The organism is Qipengyuania oceanensis (assembly GCF_009827535.1).
GTDB classification, from domain to species: domain Bacteria; phylum Pseudomonadota; class Alphaproteobacteria; order Sphingomonadales; family Sphingomonadaceae; genus Qipengyuania_C; species Qipengyuania_C oceanensis.
Genome location: NZ_WTYN01000001.1, coordinates 190,653 through 208,896 on the forward strand (window position 1 = coordinate 190,653; position 18,244 = coordinate 208,896).

At 63.9% G+C, this 18,244-nt stretch carries 17 protein-coding genes and 2 tRNA genes; 6 read left to right on the forward strand and 13 right to left on the reverse strand.

The features are described 5' to 3' along the window. Positions 1 to 78: 78 nt before the first annotated feature. The 10 genes from phoB to recJ form a co-directional block, all read right to left on the reverse strand. Positions 79 to 768 carry a phosphate regulon transcriptional regulator PhoB gene (gene phoB, locus GRI48_RS00915; RefSeq protein ID WP_160670060.1) on the reverse strand — a complete coding sequence of 230 codons (690 nt, stop codon included), beginning with the start codon at positions 766 to 768 and terminating at the stop codon, positions 79 to 81. 82 nt (positions 769 to 850) lie between these two features. After that, complete coding sequence (phoU, locus tag GRI48_RS00920; protein WP_160670063.1) at positions 851 to 1,519, reverse strand: phosphate signaling complex protein PhoU; 669 nt, start codon at positions 1,517 to 1,519, stop codon at positions 851 to 853. 10 nt (positions 1,520 to 1,529) lie between these two features. Beyond that, positions 1,530 to 2,276, reverse strand: coding sequence for a phosphate ABC transporter ATP-binding protein PstB (pstB, locus tag GRI48_RS00925; protein ID WP_202389223.1), 747 nt, complete (start codon positions 2,274 to 2,276; stop codon positions 1,530 to 1,532). Between the two features lie 38 nt (positions 2,277 to 2,314). Then, entirely contained in the window at positions 2,315 to 3,565 is a 1,251-nt protein-coding gene (gene pstA, locus GRI48_RS00930; protein ID WP_160670069.1) for a phosphate ABC transporter permease PstA, read from the reverse strand. Beyond that, positions 3,558 to 4,943, reverse strand: a complete 1,386-nt coding sequence (gene pstC, locus GRI48_RS00935; RefSeq protein ID WP_160670072.1) for a phosphate ABC transporter permease subunit PstC — start codon at positions 4,941 to 4,943, stop codon at positions 3,558 to 3,560. Before pstC ends, pstA begins: the two co-directional genes overlap by 8 nt. Positions 4,944 to 5,031: 88 nt before the next feature. Continuing rightward, positions 5,032 to 6,228: a sensor histidine kinase gene (locus tag GRI48_RS00940; RefSeq protein ID WP_160670075.1), complete on the reverse strand. Its 1,197-nt coding sequence runs from the start codon at positions 6,226 to 6,228 to the stop codon at positions 5,032 to 5,034. Between the two features lie 23 nt (positions 6,229 to 6,251). Continuing rightward, entirely contained in the window at positions 6,252 to 7,349 is a 1,098-nt protein-coding gene (locus tag GRI48_RS00945; protein ID WP_160670078.1) for a hypothetical protein, read from the reverse strand. A 49-nt stretch (positions 7,350 to 7,398) separates the two neighbouring features. Further along, positions 7,399 to 7,473, reverse strand: a tRNA-Glu gene (locus tag GRI48_RS00950). Positions 7,474 to 7,504: 31 nt separating this feature from the next. Continuing rightward, positions 7,505 to 7,579: transfer RNA gene (locus GRI48_RS00955), tRNA-Glu, on the reverse strand. 90 nt (positions 7,580 to 7,669) lie between these two features. Next, entirely contained in the window at positions 7,670 to 9,454 is a 1,785-nt protein-coding gene (gene recJ, locus GRI48_RS00960) for a single-stranded-DNA-specific exonuclease RecJ (protein ID WP_160670081.1), read from the reverse strand. 82 nt (positions 9,455 to 9,536) lie between these two features. On the opposite strand from recJ, the gene GRI48_RS00965 reads away from it, so the two are divergent. The 3 genes from GRI48_RS00965 to GRI48_RS00975 all read left to right on the forward strand — a co-directional run bounded on the left by GRI48_RS00965 (position 9,537) and on the right by GRI48_RS00975 (position 11,483). Next, a complete protein-coding gene (locus GRI48_RS00965; RefSeq protein ID WP_160670084.1) occupies positions 9,537 to 10,025 on the forward strand; it encodes a flavodoxin family protein in 489 nt (162 codons plus the stop codon). A gap of 181 nt (positions 10,026 to 10,206) precedes the next feature. Then, entirely contained in the window at positions 10,207 to 10,938 is a 732-nt protein-coding gene (locus GRI48_RS00970; protein ID WP_160670087.1) for a hypothetical protein, read from the forward strand. Positions 10,939 to 10,949: 11 nt separating this feature from the next. Further along, the gene (locus GRI48_RS00975) at positions 10,950 to 11,483 is read left to right on the forward strand and encodes an AHH domain-containing protein (RefSeq protein WP_160670090.1); all 534 of its coding nucleotides are present in this window, start codon (positions 10,950 to 10,952) and stop codon (positions 11,481 to 11,483) included. Here GRI48_RS00975 and GRI48_RS00980 read toward each other — a convergent pair. Next, positions 11,480 to 12,466, reverse strand: coding sequence for an NAD(P)H-dependent flavin oxidoreductase (locus GRI48_RS00980; RefSeq protein WP_160670093.1), 987 nt, complete (start codon positions 12,464 to 12,466; stop codon positions 11,480 to 11,482). The two genes, GRI48_RS00975 and GRI48_RS00980, sit on opposite strands and share 4 nt — an antisense overlap. An 81-nt stretch (positions 12,467 to 12,547) precedes the next feature. After that, positions 12,548 to 13,591 carry an amidohydrolase family protein gene (locus GRI48_RS00985; RefSeq protein ID WP_160670096.1) on the reverse strand — a complete coding sequence of 348 codons (1,044 nt, stop codon included), beginning with the start codon at positions 13,589 to 13,591 and terminating at the stop codon, positions 12,548 to 12,550. A 331-nt stretch (positions 13,592 to 13,922) separates the two neighbouring features. Here GRI48_RS00985 and GRI48_RS00990 point away from each other — a divergent pair, with 331 nt between their 5' ends. Next, a complete protein-coding gene (locus GRI48_RS00990) occupies positions 13,923 to 14,684 on the forward strand; it encodes a hypothetical protein (protein ID WP_160670099.1) in 762 nt (253 codons plus the stop codon). Between the two features lie 78 nt (positions 14,685 to 14,762). On the opposite strand, the gene leuA is transcribed toward GRI48_RS00990, so the two are convergent. Next, positions 14,763 to 16,445 (reverse strand): 2-isopropylmalate synthase, encoded by a 1,683-nt coding sequence (gene leuA / locus GRI48_RS00995; RefSeq protein ID WP_160670102.1) that lies wholly within the window; start codon positions 16,443 to 16,445, stop codon positions 14,763 to 14,765. A gap of 231 nt (positions 16,446 to 16,676) precedes the next feature. Between leuA and GRI48_RS01000 the strand changes: the two genes are divergently transcribed. Both GRI48_RS01000 and GRI48_RS01005 read left to right on the forward strand, forming a co-directional pair. Beyond that, positions 16,677 to 17,120 (forward strand): PaaI family thioesterase, encoded by a 444-nt coding sequence (locus GRI48_RS01000; RefSeq protein WP_160670105.1) that lies wholly within the window; start codon positions 16,677 to 16,679, stop codon positions 17,118 to 17,120. Continuing rightward, positions 17,117 to 18,244 (forward strand): epoxide hydrolase family protein, encoded by a 1,128-nt coding sequence (locus GRI48_RS01005; RefSeq protein ID WP_160670108.1) that lies wholly within the window; start codon positions 17,117 to 17,119, stop codon positions 18,242 to 18,244. Before GRI48_RS01000 ends, GRI48_RS01005 begins: the two co-directional genes overlap by 4 nt.

Sequence of the window (18,244 nt, forward strand, 5' to 3'; positions counted from 1 at the left end):
AAATTGTCTGGTTTGCGACCTTATCGTTGAGCGCCCTTGTAAGGCACCGGCCGAGACCCGGTCAAATAGGTAATATCCTCAAGCCGGTTCGAGAGCGTATCCCGCGCTCCTGACCGTGCGGATCGGATCGGTCGCCCCATCGATCTCGATCGCCTTGCGAAGCCGGCGGATGTGAACGTCGACCGTTCGCAGTTCGATGTCGCTGCCGGTCCCCCAGACGCCGTCCAGCAACTGGTTGCGGCTGAACACGCGGCCCGGGCTCTCCATGAAGAACTTGAGCAGCCGGTACTCGGTCGGACCGAGTTGCAGTGCCTGACCCTGCCGGACGACCTTGTGGGCGACAGGATCGAGGATGATGTCGCCGACCTGGACGCTCTCGCCGGCAAGCGCGGGGCGGATTCTCCGCATGACGGCAGCAACCCGCGCCAGTAGCTCCCTCGGGCTGAAAGGCTTGGTCAGATAGTCGTCTGCCCCGATCTCGAGCCCGCGGACGCGATCGTCTTCGGATTCGCGCGCGGTGAGCATGATGATTGGCAGGTGGGAAGTGAGCTTGTCCCGGCGCAACCGGCGGCAGACCTCTATTCCGCTTGTTCCCTCGATCATCCAGTCGAGGATCATCAGGTCGGGCTGGTCTTCGCGCGCCATCACCAACGCCTCGTCGCCATCAGGCGTGGCTCTTACCGAATAGCCTTCCTTCTCGAACCGGAACTGCAGCAGCTCGGAGAGTGCCGGATCGTCTTCGACGAGGATAAGCTTGGGCGACGTCACGTTCTCAGTTCCCTGCAGGTGCCTGTGTTACTGAGCAGCCTGCTGTTACGGTTTCGCGACACCGATATGACCGAAGTCGGGTTCAGTCTTCCTCGTCGGCTGGGTAGTTGCCGGTCGCGGCAAAGTGGACCATCTCCGCGACATTGGTCGCGTGATCGCCGATCCGTTCGATGTTGCGCGCGACGAACAGCAACTGGGCTGCGCTGGAAATCGTCGCCGGGTTCTCGACCATGTGGGTCACCACGTTGCGGAAGATCGAATCGTAGAAGGCATCGACCTTCTCGTCGGTCTTGATGACTTCGCGGGCCAGGATCGGGTCGCGCGCCGCATAGGCGGTGAGCACCTCGTGGACCATGTCGCCCGCGACGTCCGCCATTGCCGGGAGAAGTGTGAGCGGCTCGAAATGCTTGCGCTGTCCGATCTCGCGGCTCGCCTTTGCGATGTTCTTGGAATAATCGCCGATGCGTTCGACGACGCCGGCGATCTTGAGGGCGGCGATGACTTCGCGCAGATCGTCCGCCATCGGCGCACGCAGTGCGATGATACGCACGGCCAGCTTGTCGATCTCGCTTTCCAGCGCGTCGATCTTCTTGTCGCCCTTGACGACCAGTTCGGACAAATCGTCGTCGCCTTTGACAAGGGCTTCCATCGCCTGGTGGAGCGCCACTTCGGCAAGTCCGCCCATCTCGGCAATCAGGCCGCGCAGCTTCGTGATGTCCTCGTCGAAGGCCTTGACCGTGTGTTCCTGCATCGCCCGTGTCCTATCCGTACCGGCCTGTGATGTAATCCTGCGTCCGTTTTTCGAGCGGATTTGTGAATATGTCCGTTGTGCGACCATATTCAACCATCTTGCCGAGGTGGAAGAAGGCCGTTCTCTGGCTGACGCGCGCGGCCTGCTGCATCGAGTGAGTGACGATCACGATCGCGAACCGGCCGTTGAGCTCGTCGATCAGTTCCTCGATCTTCGCCGTGGCGATCGGGTCCAGTGCCGAGCACGGTTCGTCCATCAGGATGACTTCGGGATCGACCGCGATGGCGCGAGCGATGCACAGGCGCTGCTGCTGGCCGCCCGAGAGGGCCGTGCCACTGTCCTGCAAGCGGTCTTTGACCTCGTTCCACAGGCCCGCCCGTTTCAGCGAGCTTTCGACGATGGCATCGAGATCGTCCTTGCCCTCGGCCAGCCCGTGGATTTTGGGACCGTAGGCGATGTTGTCGTAGATCGACTTGGGGAAGGGATTGGGCTTCTGGAAAACCATGCCGACCCGTGCCCTGAGCTGCACGACATCCATCTTCGAGCGATAGATATCCTCGCCGTCGAGCATGATCTCCCCTTCGACCCGTGCCGAGGGGATCGTGTCGTTCATGCGGTTGAGCGTACGCAGGAAGGTCGACTTGCCGCAACCCGAGGGGCCGATGAAGGCGGTCACGTATTTCGTCGGAATGTCGATCGAAACCTCGTCGATGGCTTTCTTGTCACCGTAATACACGGAGACATCGCGAGCCTTCATCTTGGCGTCGGTTTCCTCGAGATTGGGATGGACTAAGGTCACCAGGTCTTCTCGAATTTGTTGCGGAGGTAGATTGCGAGGCCGTTCATCAGCAGCAGGAACAGCAGGAGCACGATGATAGCAGCGCTGGTGCGTTCCACGAAGCCGCGATCGATCTCATCGGACCACAGGAAGATCTGCACTGGCAGCACCGTGGAGGGAGACGTGAAACCGTCGGGCGGGGAAGCGACAAAAGCGCGCATCCCGATCATCAGCAGCGGCGCGGTTTCACCGAGCGCGCGGGCCATGCCGATGATCGTGCCGGTAAGAATACCGGGCAGGGCGAGCGGCAGCACGTGATGGAAGACGACCTGCACCGGGCTCGCGCCGATGGCCAGCGCGCCATCGCGGATGCTGGGCGGCACGGCCTTGATCGCGTTTCGACCCGAGATGACGATCACTGGCATGGTCATGAGCGCCAGCGTCATGCCGCCGATCAGCGGGGCCGATCGCAAGTTCGGAAACAGCGTCAGGAACACCGCCAGGCCGAGCAGGCCGAAGATGATCGACGGGACCGCTGCGAGGTTGTTGATCGACACCTCGATAACGTCGGTCCAGCGGTTCTTCGGCGCGTACTCCTCTAAATAAAGAGCGGCGAGAACACCGATGGGGAACGCGAGCAGCAGGGTGACGATCATGGTCAGGATCGATCCCTTGAGCGCGCCCCAGATGCCGACCATCTGCGGGTCTGTAGCGTCGGCGCGGCTCATGAAGCCGGAATCGAACGACTTGCCCAGAACGCCCTGGTCGGACAGCCGCTTGGCCAGCGCCTGCATTTCCGGCGAACCTTCGCCTTCGAGGCCCGCTGCCAGATTGCCGCTGGCCGGCAACTCGAATACTTCCTCGCGTTGCAGGATCCCGGGATCGGCCACGATGGCATCGCCGACAATTCGCCACGCTTGTCCGTTGAGTTCTTCGGCACCATCCGCGCCAAGCGATTGTTCGGCGAAGAAATCGACGACTTCGGGCAGACCCTGCCGTTGCAAGTTCTGAACCGCATCGGGTTCCGACAGGCTCCCGCTGTCTCCCGCGAGGCCCGCCTCGGTAAAGTCGATCGGAACGGATAGCTCCGCACGCTGGAAACCGCCGACGCCGTTGATGGTCATCGTTCCGAGCAGGAACAGAAGAACCGCAATCGAGAACAGGATCGCCGCCAGGCCGAGCGCCTTGAAACGTCGCTCCGCCTTGTAGCGCTGCTTCAGCCGTGCCTCGAAGGCTGGCGTGCGGGTGGGGGCTACGAACTCACTCATAAGCTTCGCGGAACCGCTTGACGACGCGCAGGGCGATGAAATTCAGCCCCAGGGTCACGAGAAACAGGACCAGGCCGAGCGCGAATGCGCTGAGGGTGGCCGGGTGGTCGAAGCTGCCTTCGCCGGTCAGCATGGCAACGATCTGGACGGTCACGGTGGTCATCGCCTCGAGTGGATTGGCCGAGAGATTGGCCGCCGTTGATGCCGCCATCACGACGATCATCGTTTCGCCGATCGCGCGGCTGATCGCCAGCATCACGCCGGCGACGATCCCGGGCAGGGCGGCGGGCACGAGCACACGGCGGATGGTCTCCGAAGTGGTGGCCCCCATCGCGAGGCTGCCGTCGCGCATCGCCTGCGGCACGGCGGCGATCGAATCGTCGGCCATCGACGAGACGAAGGGGATGATCATAACGCCCATCACCAGGCCTGCGGCTAGCGCGCTTTCGCTCGAGGGAGTGCTGGCGCCCAGGGCAAGCGCCGTGTCGCGGATCGCGGGCGCGACCGTCAACGCGGCGAAATACCCGTAGACCACCGTGGGCACGCCGGCGAGGATCTCGAGCGCGGGCTTCACCCACTTGCGCACGTTCGGTGCGGCATACTGCGTGAGGTAGATCGCGCTCATAAGGCCGAGCGGGATCGCGACGATCATGGCGATGATCGCCCCAATGAAGATCGTACCCCAGAAAAGCGGGATCGCGCCATATCGGCTCGCGTCCGGATTGGCTGGGTTCGCCATCGGGTCCGGGCCCCAATGGGTGCCGAACAGGAAGTCGATCGGCGACACCATGCCGAAGAACCGGACGGTTTCGAAGATCAGGCTCACGACGATGCCGAGGGTCGTCAGGATCGCGACCAGCGAAGCGACGAGCAAGATCGACATGACCGTGCGCTCGACCCTGGTACGTGCGGAGAAGTCAGGCTTGAGCCGCAGGAACGCCCAGGATCCGCAGAGCAGGGCGATCGCCAGCGTGACCGCTATCCCGACCCAGTTGTAAAACCCGAGTGCCGAGCGAAACGGTTCGACCAGATCGCGCGCTGCCGGATTGAAGACGGCCGTGCTCGCGCCTGTGGCGACAGAACGCGCCTCGGACAGCAGGGTCTGGCGCTGAAGGCCGAATGCCGGAAGATCGCTCGCCGCCGGCGAGGCGAGGACGGACTGCAGGACCAGTTGCGGTGCGATTATGCTCCACACCACGAGGAAGGCCACGACCGGGATGGCGATCCACAAGGCGACGTACCAGCCATGGTAATTCGGGCGCGAGGAGATTCGTCCGGTCTGGCTCGACGCCTGGAAATTCCAGGCGCGCGCGCGGGCGGCCAGCCAGCCGGACAGGGCCAGGGCGAGCGCCAGCAGGAGGAGAACTGTCAATGACATCGGGTATGGTGTTGTCTGGTGGAGGTGGCGCCGAAATCGGCTTCTCGCAGGCTATGGTCCGGACGGGTGGCGGTGATTTGTGACAGTTTCATGACACATCCTCCCGCTCGGTGCCGGCGAGGGGGATCCTCACGGTCACCGTCGTGCCCTGACCCAGCGCACTGGAGATGTCGAGCCGGCCGCGGTGGCGTTCCACAATATGCTTCACGATCGCAAGGCCTAGACCCGTTCCGCCGGAGGCCCGGCTGCGCCCCGGATCGGTCCGGTAGAACCGGCGCGTGAGGTGGGGCAGGTGCTCTGCGTCGATGCCCGGGCCGCGATCGGTCACCTGCAGGCGTGCCTCTTCCTCGGCAGTTCGCGACAAGTTCACGGTTACCCGTTCGCCGGTGCCGCCGTATTTGAGCGCATTGTCGACTAGGTTGCGGACGAGCTGTTCCAGCTGCTGCGTGTCGCCATGGACCGTAAGCGACCCTTCGAGATCGAGTTCGAGTCGGTCGGTCCGCTTGGGGCCGGCACCCTCGCGCGCCGCCCGTTCGACGAGCGGCCGCATGTCGACCGGCTCACGCGGGAGATCGTGCTTTTCGGCTTCCACCCTCGATAGCGACATGAGGTCGCTGACCAGGTTCTGCAGGCGCTTGGCCTCGTGCAGGATCGTGTCGAGAAACTTCTGCGACATGCCGGCCTCGATCTCGCCGTTCCCTTCGCGCAGGGTTTCCGCGTAACCGATGATCGACGAAAGCGGCGTGCGCAGCTCGTGGCTCGCATTGGCGACGAAGTCTGTGTGGGCGCGGCTGATGTCGGCCTCGGCTGTCTTGTTGATCAGTTCGATGAGGAACAGGCCTTCGGCGAGTTCCTGCCGGTTGATCTGCCATATGTCGTGACGCCGGGCGAGGCCGCTGACCACGATCGAGCCGTTGCGACCGGAATTGAGGAACTTCACCGCATCGGGCTGGCGGAATGCGACGCGAAGGTCCTGGCCCACGATGTGTCCGCCCAGCGTCCTGCGCGCCTGCAGGTTGGCCGAAGTTATCTTCGAACCTTCGATCAGGAGAAACGGAGTTCCCGACAGCTCGGTCAGGCTTTGCATCGAATCGCGGGTGAACGGGGACCCGGACGGTTTTCGAGAACTTTCCGGGGGCTTGCCCGAGACGAGGTAGAGCGAGCCGATCCACAGCGCCATCACGACGAGCGATATGTCCCAGCGTACGCCGAACACGATCAGCCCGATGGCCGCAGCGACGGCCAGGGCGAAACCCGGCCAGGGAAATGTGCGCTGATTCACCATCGCCTGCGCGCCTTAGCGGGCGATCATGACTGAATCGAGTCAAACGCCGCTGCGCCGCCAGCCCTTCCACGGGAGATACCGGTTTGCATGATGCACCGCCATGTCGATCCGATCATCGCCAGCCCGACCAGATAAGCGGGCAGCATCGTCAGGATCCAGTATTCGTTGTTCGGTCGTGCGAACAGCGCGATTACCGCGCCGAAACCGGCGAACCAGAGGATCGGCAGCATTGGGCGCGCCAAAGATGACCAGCCGGCAAGGGGTAGAAAGGTGAGAAGCGCGGCAAGCGGAATTGGCAACAGACCCAACCAGCTAACTCTAGCCAGGTCTTGGACGAGCGCGGTCGGGCCACGCAAACCGGTCCAGGGGGGAGACTGGAGATCGGCAGGCAGCCGCACCTCGACGACGGCGAGGTAATGAAGCGCCAGGAACGCTGCGAAAAGCCCGATCACTCCGGCAATCGCAGCGACTTGGCGCCAGCGCCGCTCGATGAGGGCGAGGAACCCCATCGCCAGCAGGAACAGCACTGCAAACTCGCGCACAAATACAGCGGCAGCCGCGAATGCGACCTGCATTGGCCACTCCTTGCGGGGCTGGAATCCCATGGCGATGGTCAACAGCAGGCCGCACCAGAATTCGTGGAGCACGATCGCAGCTGGTGTGATCGTTGCCGCGCCGCCCAGAGCCAGCAGTGCAACAGCCAGCGTGCGCGTAACCAGGCCATGGTCTGCAAGAGCCCTGAACCAGACAAGGATCGCGCCCAGTAGCAGCAGCCATGCCGCGACGAAGAGCCCGCTCGAACCGATAGCAGCGTTTACGTGGGCGAGCGTCGGAAGGCGAACGGTGAAGAAGGGGAAAAGCGGATAGCTTCGCTCCCGATGCAACTCGGCGGCGACCTCGTAATAATTCTCTCCTGCGGCAACGCGTGCCGCGATTGCACGATAAAGCTGGGTGTCGCGGTTTTCCGGAAGGTCGCTCGTCGTGGCTGCCAGGGAAGTGAGGCCGACTGGTGCATCGGTGCGATCGGGCTGGAGCAGTGCACTCGCGAGCGCGAGCGCCAAGGCCAGCACCGTTGTGGACAGGCAGAGAAGGCGCGCTTGCATCGCCAGCCGGGATGCCATTGGCTCGCACATGGGGGCAAGGCGCAACCGTCACGCAACTGTCGAAAGCTGGTGACCCCTACGGGAATCGAACCCGTGTTTCAGCCGTGAGAGGGCCGCGTCCTGACCGCTAGACGAAGGGGCCGTTCCAGATGAGTGGAAGACGCCCCGGCCGATGGTGACCCCTACGGGAATCGAACCCGTGTTTCAGCCGTGAAAGGGCCGCGTCCTAACCGCTAGACGAAGGGGCCAATCCGATCGGGCCGGTGGCGTGGCGGCGCAATTAGGGGCGCATGGGAGCCGCGTCAAGCTTCCTCTGGCGGGTTTTTGGCATCCGTGGCTCAATCGGCCCAAGCAGCATCTTCCAGATGAAGTTCCGCTTGCGGGCGCGAGCCCCAGTCGTCGATCTTCGCACGCCCGGCCAGCCACAGTTTGCGACCGGCGGCACCGTGCAGCAGGGCCTGGCCCATCGCACTCTCAGCAGCACGGAACGCGATCGCCTTGAGAGATCTGCCATCGTCGCCCGAAACGATCAGCCTCACGTGATCGCTGCCGACGATGTCGCATTTCACTATGCGGACCGGGCCGACCGCCACGCGCGGCCCCGGCCAGCCGACTCCGTAGGGTCCGGCACTTTCGAGTGTATCGACCAGTTCCGGCGTCAGGCCACCGGGGGCGACCGACAGGTCTAACTGCATCGTCTGGTCCTGCATTGCCTTATCGACTGCGCGCCCCAGCCGGCTGTCGAGCCACTCGGCCAGCGGATCAAGCTTCGCCCGCTCGATGGTGAGGCCGGCCGCCATCGCATGTCCACCGCCTGCCACCAGCAGCCCTTCCTCGCGCGCGGCGATGATGGCCGCACCGAGGTCGACGCCCGAGATCGAGCGGCCCGAACCCTTGCCCTGGCCGCTTTCCTCGTCGAGGGCGATCACCAGCACCGGCTTGCCCGTCTTTTCCTTAATCCGCCCGGCCACGATTCCGATCACGCCCGGATGCCAGCCGTTGCCCGACAGGACGAGCACGGCGCGGTTGTGCTGGCTTGCGATCTGCGCCTCGGCGGCCAGCTGCACTTCCGCCTCGATCGCGCGGCGTTCGTCGTTCAGCGCGGACAGCTGGCTGGCAATGCCTGCAGCCTCGTTGCCATCCTCTGTCGTGAGCAGGCGCACGCCCAGGGTCGATTCGCCCACACGCCCGCCTGCGTTGATCCGCGGGCCCAGTGCAAAGCCGAGATCGCTCGAACGCGGGGCACGCTGGAGCCGGCTGGCGTCGATCAGCGCGGCCATGCCGATTCCACCGCGCCGTGCCATGACCTTCAGGCCCTGCGTCACGAATGCGCGGTTGAGCCCGTGCAATGCCGCCACGTCCGCCACCGTGCCGAGGGCAACCAAGTCGAGGAGGCCCATCAAATCGGGCTCTGGCCGGTCGTCGAAGAACCCGTTTGCGCGCAGCGTGCGAACCAGTGCCACGGCAAGCAGGAAAGCCACCCCGACCGCGGCCAGGTGGCCGTGCGCCGCAGCCTCGTCGCACTCGTCGAGCCGGTTGGGATTGACCAGCGCTGCGGCCTTGGGAAGCTCGCTCGCGCATTTGTGGTGGTCCACGACGATGACGTCGACACCGGCCTCGTGCGCCATTTCGAGCGCTTCGTAGGCCATCGCTCCGCAGTCTACCGTCACGATCAGGCTGGAGCCTTGCTCGGCGAGACTGACGAGCGCTTCCCCGCTGGGTCCGTAACCCTCGAGCAGGCGGTCCGGAATGTAGTAGCGCGCATCGTGGCCGAGCGCCCGGAAAAGCCGGATCAGCAGGGCAGCACTCGTGGCCCCGTCGACGTCGTAGTCGCCATAGACCGTGATCGCCTCGCGCGAGAGGATCGCCTGTGCGATGCGCTCAGCCGCGAGGTCCATGTCGCGGAAGATCGACGGGTCGGGCAGGAATCCACGCAGCGTCGGATTGCGATGCCGTTCCAGCTCGTGGTCGGCCACGCCGCGCGATCGCAGCAACTGGGTGACCAGGTCGTCGGAGCCGCCCGCACCATTTCCCAGATCCATGTTGCCGGCTCGCCAGGTCCAGGCCTTGCCCGAGAGCGAGCGCTCGACACCGAACACGAGAGATTTGAGACGGGTTGCCATGGGACATTACTAGTCGACCGGGCGCCCGGGTTAAACAGGCTGGTGATTGACAATCGACAGGCGCGGGGAAATCGTCGCTCCCATGGCGGAAACATCCTCGATCCTGATTGCGTGGCACAGCCGCACCGGAGCAAGCGAAAGCCTCGCTAGAGCCGCAGCGGAAGGGACTGGAAACATGGGCCGGCTACTGCGGGCATCGGCGGTGCAGCCCGAGGACCTGCTGGCAGCTTCGGCCTACGTTTTCGCCTGTCCGGAGAACCTCGCCACAATGAGCGGCGAGATGAAGGAAATGTTCGACCGGTGCTATTACCCCGTGCTGGGCAAGTTGGAGGGACGCCCATACGCCACCTTGATCGCGGCGGGTTCCGATGGCGAGGGCGCGCAACGACAGCTGGACAGGATCGCGACCGGGTGGCGCCTGAGGCGGATAACCGAGCCCCTGATCGCCAACACCGATGCGCAAACTCCCGAACGGATCTACGCGCCCAAACACCTGGACAGTGCCGTAATCCGAAAGGCGCGCGATATCGGTCAGGGGCTGGCGGAAGGGCTCGCCCAGGGCATCTTCTGAAGAGTTGCATCCGATTACGATGAAGTAACTGGCCCGAGACTCGACCCTTGGACCAAAAGTCGGCAAGAGTTCTCTGGACTGGGACAGGGTCACGGCGAATAGGAACGGGGCCATTTCGGACGGGCGTATACAGACTGCCGGGCTGATTTTGCTCTTCGCCAAATCGGACAGGCCAGACCGTGTGGCAATCCGCGCGGCGCTTTCGCGCGTCCCGAATGCATCGATCAGCTTCGATCCCGGTGCCTCCCAGAGCAGCGAGGGGACCAGCTGGTCCGCATCCGGGGAAAACGGAGGTGAAAGCGACGCGAACGCCTGGATGGAGTTGCTGGTCGACGGACTGACGTTCGACCTCGTCGGTCTCGCGCCGGGCCCCCACGTCAGCGGGCCACCTTTCGCATTCCGCATCGATTGTCCGGCGGATATCGAGATCGAGGACTTCGAAGCAATCGGACTGGCGCCCGGTCCCCATCTTGCGGGCGGCGCGAACAGCCTGGTGGTCGCAAAGGCCATGGCCGGGCTTGCGGTTCGCCTCGCCGACGCCGTCGGGAAAGTGGCCGGCTTCTACTGGCTGCCATCGCGCAGCGTCACCGGGCCATCTTTCTTCGCCACCACGGTCAACTCCTGGATCGAAGGCGGGCCGTTTCCCGCGCTCGGCCTGTCGGCTTTCTCTACCGACGAGGACGGGGCGCTGCGCAGCATCGGGCTGTCTTTCTTCACCGGGCAGGAAGTCGTCCTGCCGGTCGAACTTTGCAGCGATCTGGCCAGTGCCACCCGGCTCGCCATGCGGCTGGTGCACCAGCTGGTGTTGCACGGCCCGCTGGAAGAAACACAAGTCATCGTCGGGCCGGACGGCCGCCAACTGGAGTTGAGGCCCGACGGGTCGGGCAATCTCGTTCGCGTGAGACCTATCTGACAGGACAATAAATGGGGTCGCAACCCTTGGCTGCCCGGCCCGGAAGGAGGCGCGGCAGCTTACCCTTTCGCGCGGTCAATCGCCGTGGCGAGCCGACGCATGATGCCGCCTTGCAGCGGCATCACCTGCTGCCGCGTCAGCTGTTGAGAATAGATGCGTTCGCCAAGCTGTTCGAGTGTCTTGTTACGCGCGCGATCGGCTTCGAGGACTTCCGGCTCAACGGCTTGCTGCTACCCGCCAAGGAAGAGGCAGTGCTGCGCCTCGGCCTTCCGCTCCACCGTGGGCCGCACCGCGGTTACAACGCGGTCGTCATCGAGCGTGTCGGACAGATCGAAATAGCCTGGTCGCTCGCCATGCGTCGGGACAGGGAGCGCGCCGGTATCCAAACCTTGCAGCGTCTCGCTGCGCTCCAGCAGGACCTGCGCGCGGAACTCCTCGCACCGTGCGTCGACTACCTGCGGCTTCACGCCAACGATCCGCTGGGCAAGGGTTTCGACTTCTCCGTGCTCGACGACATGGCCGAGCGGCTCTGGTCCGCGACCTAGCTCGCCCAGGAGCGATAGGCAGACTTCGCGTCGAGGGCGGCCTTCGCCTCGTGATACTCGCGCTCCATCCGCGCGACCATGTCCTCGACCGTTCCGACCGCCTTGATCGCGCCGACACCCTGACCCGAGCCCCAGATGTCCTTCCACGCCTTGGCCTTGGTGTTGCCGCCACTGCCGAAATTCATCTTGCTCGGATCGCTTTCGGGGAGATTGTCCGGGTCCATGCCGGCTGCCTCGATGGAGGAGCGAAGATAATTGCCGTGCACGCCGGTGAACAGGTTGGTGTAGACGATGCCGTCCGCACGCCCTTCGACGATGCCGTTCTTGTAGCCTTCGTTCGCGTTCGCTTCCTCGGTCGCGATGAAGGCGCTGCCGATGTAGCCGAAGTCCGCCCCCATTGCCTGCGCGGCAAGCACCGATGCACCGTGCGCGATGGAGCCCGACAGCGCGACGAGCCCGTCGAACCATTCGCGGATCTCGCGCATCAGGGCGAACGGTGACAGCGTGCCTGCATGGCCGCCGGCCCCTGCGGCAACAGGGATCAGCCCGGTCGCACCTTTCTCGATCGCCTTGTGCGCGAAGCGGTCGTTGATGACGTCGTGCATGGTGATCCCACCCCAGTTGCGGACGGCGTCGAACACCTCCTCGCGCGCGCCGAGCGAGGTGATGATCATCGGCACCTGCCACTTCTCGCAAGTCGCCATGTCGGCATCGACCCGGTCGTTCGACTTGTGGATGATCTGGTTGACCGCGAATGGCGCTGCCGGGCGATCCGGGTTCTCGCGGTTGTGCTTGGCCAGTTCCTCGGTGATCTGGTGCAGCCACTCGTCGAGCAGGCTCTGCGGACGTGCGTTCAGCGCCGGAAAGCTGCCGATGATCCCGGCCTTGCATTGCGCGATGACCAGTTCGGGCCCCGAAACGATGAACAGCGGCGATCCGATGATCGGCAGCCGCAGGCGGTCGAAGGGGGCGGGAAGGGTCATCCGTTACTCCGTTGCATTGTGAAACCTGCCAGCGGACTATCCACGGGCAGCAGCCTTGTCGAGCCTCGCATTTTGCTAGGCTCAGTCGAGCAGGTGTTCGATCCCGTAGAAGCGCGCAGCGGTCCCGGCGAACAGAGCGGATTTCTCGCTGTCGGAAGCACCCGACGCGAGCCGTTTGAAGGAGTTCCACAGCACCGCGTAGCTCGCGCCCCAGCGATCGACCGGATAATTGCTTTCGAACATGGCGCGATCCGCCCCAAAAGCGTCGATGCAGGTGTCGATATAGGGCTTCCACATCGCGGCGAGTTCTTCCGATCCCTTGCCCGCGGCCGGGCCTTCCTCGGGCAGTCCGCAGAACGCCATGGCGAGGCCGCCCAGCTTGACCACGACGTTCTCGCACGTCGCGATCTCGCGGATCGAGGCTTCCCAGCGATCGAAATGCTCGTCCAGCTTGCCGCGATAACAGCCGATGTTGAGCGGGGTGCCGCAGTGATCGAGGCAGATGGGCTGATCGGGGAAGGCGCGCGCCAGGTCGAGCACATCGGCCAACTGCGGTTCGAGCAGCCAGGCATCGAAGGTCATTCCGCGCTTGCCCAGTTCCGCGAAGCCTTCGCGGAACGCCGCGTCGCGGTAGAGCCCTTCGGGATGGTGGAACGGGGGGCCGAGCACATCGGGGTCCGCATCCCATGCGGCGGCGTGCCGGATTCCCTTGAAGCGGGTGGGCGAGGCGGCATGCAGCGCATCGAGTACTTCGCCGGCTCTGGCACCGAGCGTGAGGTCGGCATGGCCGATGATCGCGGCGCAGGGGCGATAGGCACCATAGAGACCGCTGGCGCCTTGGGCAGCCACGCCGTTGACGAACTCGACTTCGCCGACGGTCTTTTTCTCATCGCCGCGGCTCGCATCGTAGAAGGCGCCGCATTCCATGAACACCGTGCCGACGATGTTGTGGCCCGAATGCGTATCGGCATGAAGTTCGTCGAAGGTGTAGTAGCTTGCATCGACCAGCGCTTCGAGGAAGTCGTGCCGCGGCTGCGGGAAGGCGTCGATCAGCGGACGCAGGTCCCACAGGTGATGATGGGGATCAATAATCGGCAGGTCGGGTTCGATGATCGCTTCGGTCATTGTAGGCTCTCTCTCCGCTCAGTCCTTATCGATGGAGCACGTGGAGCACTCACATGGCAAGGAAAACTCTGCGCTCGATCGCAACTCCGCATCGCAGTCCATTCGACGATTGTGGATCGGTAGGAAAGGGCCGGAAAAATGTCGGCCCATCACTGCGTGCGCGAGATGCAAACCCGGCCTTGCGATCACGTTTGCCAACGACACGATCACGGCCATTCGGGATGCCGCCATGCATGATCGAAACCGGGTTTTCCGACCCGAAGGGTTGCACATTTCGGCAAGAGCAGTAGTCTTCTCGGTGATAAGTCATTGAGAACAGGGAGATGATATCGTGCTTGGTCTTCTGGTGATGGCGATGGGGGCGGCTCAAATCCCCGATGCAATGCTTTCCCGAACCGAAGCCGAAGCCATGTCGTCCGACAAGCTGGCGGATTTGCTTCTGGCAGAATTTCCTCATGACGACATCGTCGGCGCATATCTTCCGGACACCGGACCCGGACCACACGGAGAGATCCGCGATCCATCGCTCGGTCACATATCCTTTCAAGAGCAGGGCAGCGCGGGCGGCGGCCGACTGTGCAAAGCGCGCAGAATAGTCGCTACATTCGACTGGCCTGATGGTGAAAGCGGTAAACCGCTCGCCGAACGCAGTGCCGACGATCCCAAGCGTCTGTTCAGGGTGTACGGTCTCCCGCAAACCGCAGTCTTGGCTGAAACTGCGACCGACGCTGATTGCGCATCATTACCGAGCGAGCGTTATGCCAGTCTCGGTCAGCCGCCCGAACATGAGCAACGCTTGCGACAATTCATCGAATTGACCGGCGCCGTCGACGATGGGCGCCAGCGAGCATTACCGATTGCCTGCGGTGATTGGACAGGAGCGCAAGAGCAGCCTTGCGATGCTGACGAGGCGATCGCGAAGATCAACTGGGACAGGCTGGCCTCCGTCCGGCCGGTCGATTGGCCGCACGGCGTTTCTGCAACGCGCATCACCTTCTCGCAGCCCGACGGCCCGCTCATCCACGCCTACCTGTCCGGAGCGGAAACGATATCCGCGGCAAAAGTCACCTATGCGTGGCCAGCGCCGTTCTGAGACCTCAAACTGAAGGCCTTACCAAGCGTCATCCCGGCATAAGGGCAGGCGAAAGCCAACTCGGAAACTGGCGATTGCCTATCCTTTGCCGACAGCCGAATTCGCCGCGCTAAGCACGGCCCGGACGCTGGCGGTTGCGACGTCCTCGTCGATGCCGCAGCCCCAGATGGTATTGCCGGCTCCGTCGCGGCATTCGAGATAGGCTGCCGCGCGTGCGTCGCGACCGGTACCGAGCGCGTGTTCGGTGTAATCGCAGATTTCCAGGTGCAGGCCGAAGGCATCCTCGATCGTCGAGACGACCGAGGAAATCAGGCCATTGCCGCGACCCGAAACGCGCTGCTCCTGTCCCTCGACCGCGATCGTGCCGGCAAAGATCCGCGTGCCGTCGGATGCGCGGGTTTCCTCGTAATCGACCAGCTGGAAATGCTTGGGATGCGTCTGGACGTGATAGGTCTTGCGGAAAGCGTCCCAGATGTCGGTGGCGTTCAGCTCGCGGCCGAGATCGTCGGCCATGTTCTGCACTGCCTTCGAGAAATCGGCCTGCATCTTCTTGGGGAGCTTCAGTCCCTGGTCCTTTTCGAGCACCCAGGCGAAACCGCCCTTGCCGGATTGCGAATTGACGCGGATGACCGCTTCGTAACTGCGACCCAGATCCGCCGGGTCGATCGGCAGGTAGGGGACGCGCCAGTGCTCGTCGTTCTGCTTCTCGTTGGCTTCGAAGCCTTTCTTGATCGCATCCTGGTGGCTGCCGGAAAATGCCGTGAAGACCAGCTCGCCGCCATAGGGATGGCGTTCGTGGACGGGGATCTGGTTGCAGTATTCGACAGTCTCGATAACCCGGTCGATGTCGGAGAAGTCTAGGCCAGGATCGACGCCTTGCGTGTACATGTTGAGCGCAACTGTCACGAGGCAGCAGTTGCCGGTCCGCTCGCCATTGCCGAACAGGCACCCCTCGACCCGGTCCGCGCCCGCCATCAGGCCGAGCTCGGCCGCGGCCACTCCCGTCCCGCGATCGTTGTGGGTGTGCAGGCTAATGACCGCGCTCTCGCGGTTGGGAAGGTTGCGGCAGAAATACTCGATCTGGTCGGCGTAGACATTGGGCGTCGCCGCCTCGACCGTGGCCGGGAGGTTGAGGATGATCGGATGATCGGGCGTGGGCGCGAGCACGTCCATCACCGCCTCGCACACCTCGATGCTGAAATCGATTTCCGCAGTCGAGAAGGTTTCGGGCGAGTACTCGAAATGCCAGTCGGTATCGGGGCGCCTGCCAGCCTCGTCGCGCAGCACTTTCGCGCCGTCGACGGCGATCTGGCGGACCTCGTCCTTGCTCATTCGGAACACGATGTCGCGCCAGGCCGGGCTGACTGCATTGTAGAGGTGGACGATCGCCTGCCTGGCACCGGCCAGGCTTTCGAAGCTGGTGCGGATCAGGTCCTCACGGCTCTGTGTCAGAACCTGGACGAAGACGTCCTCCGGAATACGGCCGGAGCGGACCAGGCCGGAAATGAAATCGAATTCCGTCGCGCCCGCGCTCGGGAAGCCGACCTCGATTTCCTTCAGGCCGATTTCGACGAGCAGGTCGAAGAACCGGTTCTTCTTCACCGAATCCATCGGGTCGACGATGGCCTGGTTGCCATCGCGAAGGTCGGTCGAAAGCCAGCGCGGCGGGGCGGTGATGGTCTGGCTCGGCCACTGCCGGTTCGGCAGGTCGATCTGCGGGAAAGCGCGATATTTACGCGAAGGTTCGCTCAGCATGGGCATCCGATGGGTCCGTCAAGTCTGCTTCGAAGATGTGCCGGGCAGGTGATGTCCCTTGGGCGATCCGCGCGCCCGGAGCACGCGTTATCTCACGCCCAAGGGCGGATAAGTCGTAGCGGAAGCAGGCTGCCGATGCGGATCATGGGCACGGGTATGGGTCGCCACGGCGGGCTTGTAAAGCGAAAGCTGCGCGGGCATCGCAGGGAAAAATCGGCCTGATGCAAGGGAGACTTTATGCCGGAAGCCGCACGCGCGCCCGAGACGCTCTACGAGGAAATGGGACTGGTCGAGGTCGTTTCGACCGATTCCGAAGGCAAGGCCACGATGGAGTTCGAGGCGCGCATGTCGCAATGCCATTCGGGCGGCGTGGTGCAGGGCGGCTTCGTGACGGTGTGGATCGACGCGGCGATGGCGCACGCCTGCATGGCGAAGAACGGGCCGGGCGTCGTGCCGATGACGCTGGAATTCAAGGTCAGCTATTTCGGTCCGGCGCGCCCCGGCAAGGTGATAGCCGAGGCCTGGGTGGTGAAGCACGGCAAGCGCACGAGTTTCTACGAAGGGCACTTGAAGGCGCCGGACGGAACCGTCCTCGCCAAGGCGACGAGCACCGTGCTGTTGATGGACCTGGGCCGGGTGCAGGCCGCTTCCGAGGCCGCGCGCAAGAGTGACGGGGCATGAGCGACGTCCGCCCGTTCACGCTCGACATCCTGCAGGCCGAGATCGACCGGCTGCACCGCAAGATCGACGATACCCGCTGGCCCGAAAAGGAGCCGGTCAACGACTGGTCGCAGGGCACGAAGCTCGACACGCTCAAGGATCTCGTCGCCTATTGGCGTGACAGCTACGACTGGCGGCGCTGCGAGGCGGAACTCAACGCGCTCGGCCAGCACGTCACCGAGATCGACGGGTTGGCGGTGCATTTCCTGCACGTGCGCTCGAGCCGCGCGGATGCAATGCCGCTGCTGATCACGCATGGCTGGCCGGGTTCTGTGGTCGAGTTCCTCGACGTGATCCCGCTGCTGACCGAACCGGAAGACGGGCAGCCATTCCACGTCATCGCGCCCTCGCTTCCCGGGTTCGGATTTTCCGGCAAGCCGGAGCAAACCGGTTGGGGCGTGGAGACGATTGCGACCGCCTGGGCGGAACTGATGCGACGCCTCGGCTACGAAAGATGGGTGGCGCAGGGCGGCGACTGGGGCAGCGCTGTGACCACCGCGATCGGCGCGCAGGCGCCCGAGGGCTGCATCGGTATCCACGTGAACATGCCGATCGGCTCGCCCACTCCGGAGGAGATGGCCAACCCCTCGCCGGAAGAGCTCAAGGCGCTGATGGCGCTCAAGCATTACCAGGACTGGGACAGCGGTTATTCGACCCAGCAGAAGACCCGCCCGCAGACCGTGGGATACGGCCTGGTCGATTCGCCGGTCGGGCTGGCGGGCTGGATCCTCGAAAAGATGTGGGCGTGGACCGACAATTCGGGCTCGCCCTACGACGCGCTGAGCAAGGACCGGATCCTCGACAACATCATGCTCTACTGGTTGCCCGCGACCGGCGCGTCTTCCGCACGGTTGTACTGGGAGAGCTTCAGCAAGTTCGGCGAAGGACAAGTGGCCATTCCGGCCGGTGCGAGCCAGTTCCCCAGGGAAATCATCCCTGCACCGCGCAAGTGGGCCGAGCGCCGTTACACCCACCTCGTCTACTGGAACGATCTGCCCAAGGGCGGGCATTTCGCCGCCTGGGAGCAGCCGGAACTGTTCGCGGGGGAATTGCGCGCCTGCTTCGGCAAGATGGTCGCCAGCTAG

Bases quoted from the DNA above. Each gene is read 5' to 3' on its own strand.
- GRI48_RS00985 (WP_160670096.1), bottom strand. From the start codon at position 13,591: ATGACCGAAGCGATCATCGAACCCGACCTGCCGATTATTGATCCCCAT.
- leuA (WP_160670102.1), bottom strand. From the start codon at position 16,445: ATGCCCATGCTGAGCGAACCTTCGCGTAAATATCGCGCTTTCCCGCAG.
- GRI48_RS01000 (WP_160670105.1), top strand. From the start codon at position 16,677: ATGCCGGAAGCCGCACGCGCGCCCGAGACGCTCTACGAGGAAATGGGA.
- GRI48_RS00975 (WP_160670090.1), top strand. From the start codon at position 10,950: ATGGGGTCGCAACCCTTGGCTGCCCGGCCCGGAAGGAGGCGCGGCAGC.
- pstA (WP_160670069.1), bottom strand. From the start codon at position 3,565: ATGAGTGAGTTCGTAGCCCCCACCCGCACGCCAGCCTTCGAGGCACGG.
- recJ (WP_160670081.1), bottom strand. From the start codon at position 9,454: ATGGCAACCCGTCTCAAATCTCTCGTGTTCGGTGTCGAGCGCTCGCTC.
- GRI48_RS00945 (WP_160670078.1), bottom strand. From the start codon at position 7,349: ATGGCATCCCGGCTGGCGATGCAAGCGCGCCTTCTCTGCCTGTCCACA.
- GRI48_RS00940 (WP_160670075.1), bottom strand. From the start codon at position 6,228: ATGGTGAATCAGCGCACATTTCCCTGGCCGGGTTTCGCCCTGGCCGTC.
- GRI48_RS00980 (WP_160670093.1), bottom strand. From the start codon at position 12,466: ATGACCCTTCCCGCCCCCTTCGACCGCCTGCGGCTGCCGATCATCGGA.
- pstC (WP_160670072.1), bottom strand. From the start codon at position 4,943: ATGTCATTGACAGTTCTCCTCCTGCTGGCGCTCGCCCTGGCCCTGTCC.
- pstB (WP_202389223.1), bottom strand. From the start codon at position 2,276: ATGAAGGCTCGCGATGTCTCCGTGTATTACGGTGACAAGAAAGCCATC.
- phoU (WP_160670063.1), bottom strand. From the start codon at position 1,519: ATGCAGGAACACACGGTCAAGGCCTTCGACGAGGACATCACGAAGCTG.
- GRI48_RS00965 (WP_160670084.1), top strand. From the start codon at position 9,537: ATGGCGGAAACATCCTCGATCCTGATTGCGTGGCACAGCCGCACCGGA.
- GRI48_RS01005 (WP_160670108.1), top strand. From the start codon at position 17,117: ATGAGCGACGTCCGCCCGTTCACGCTCGACATCCTGCAGGCCGAGATC.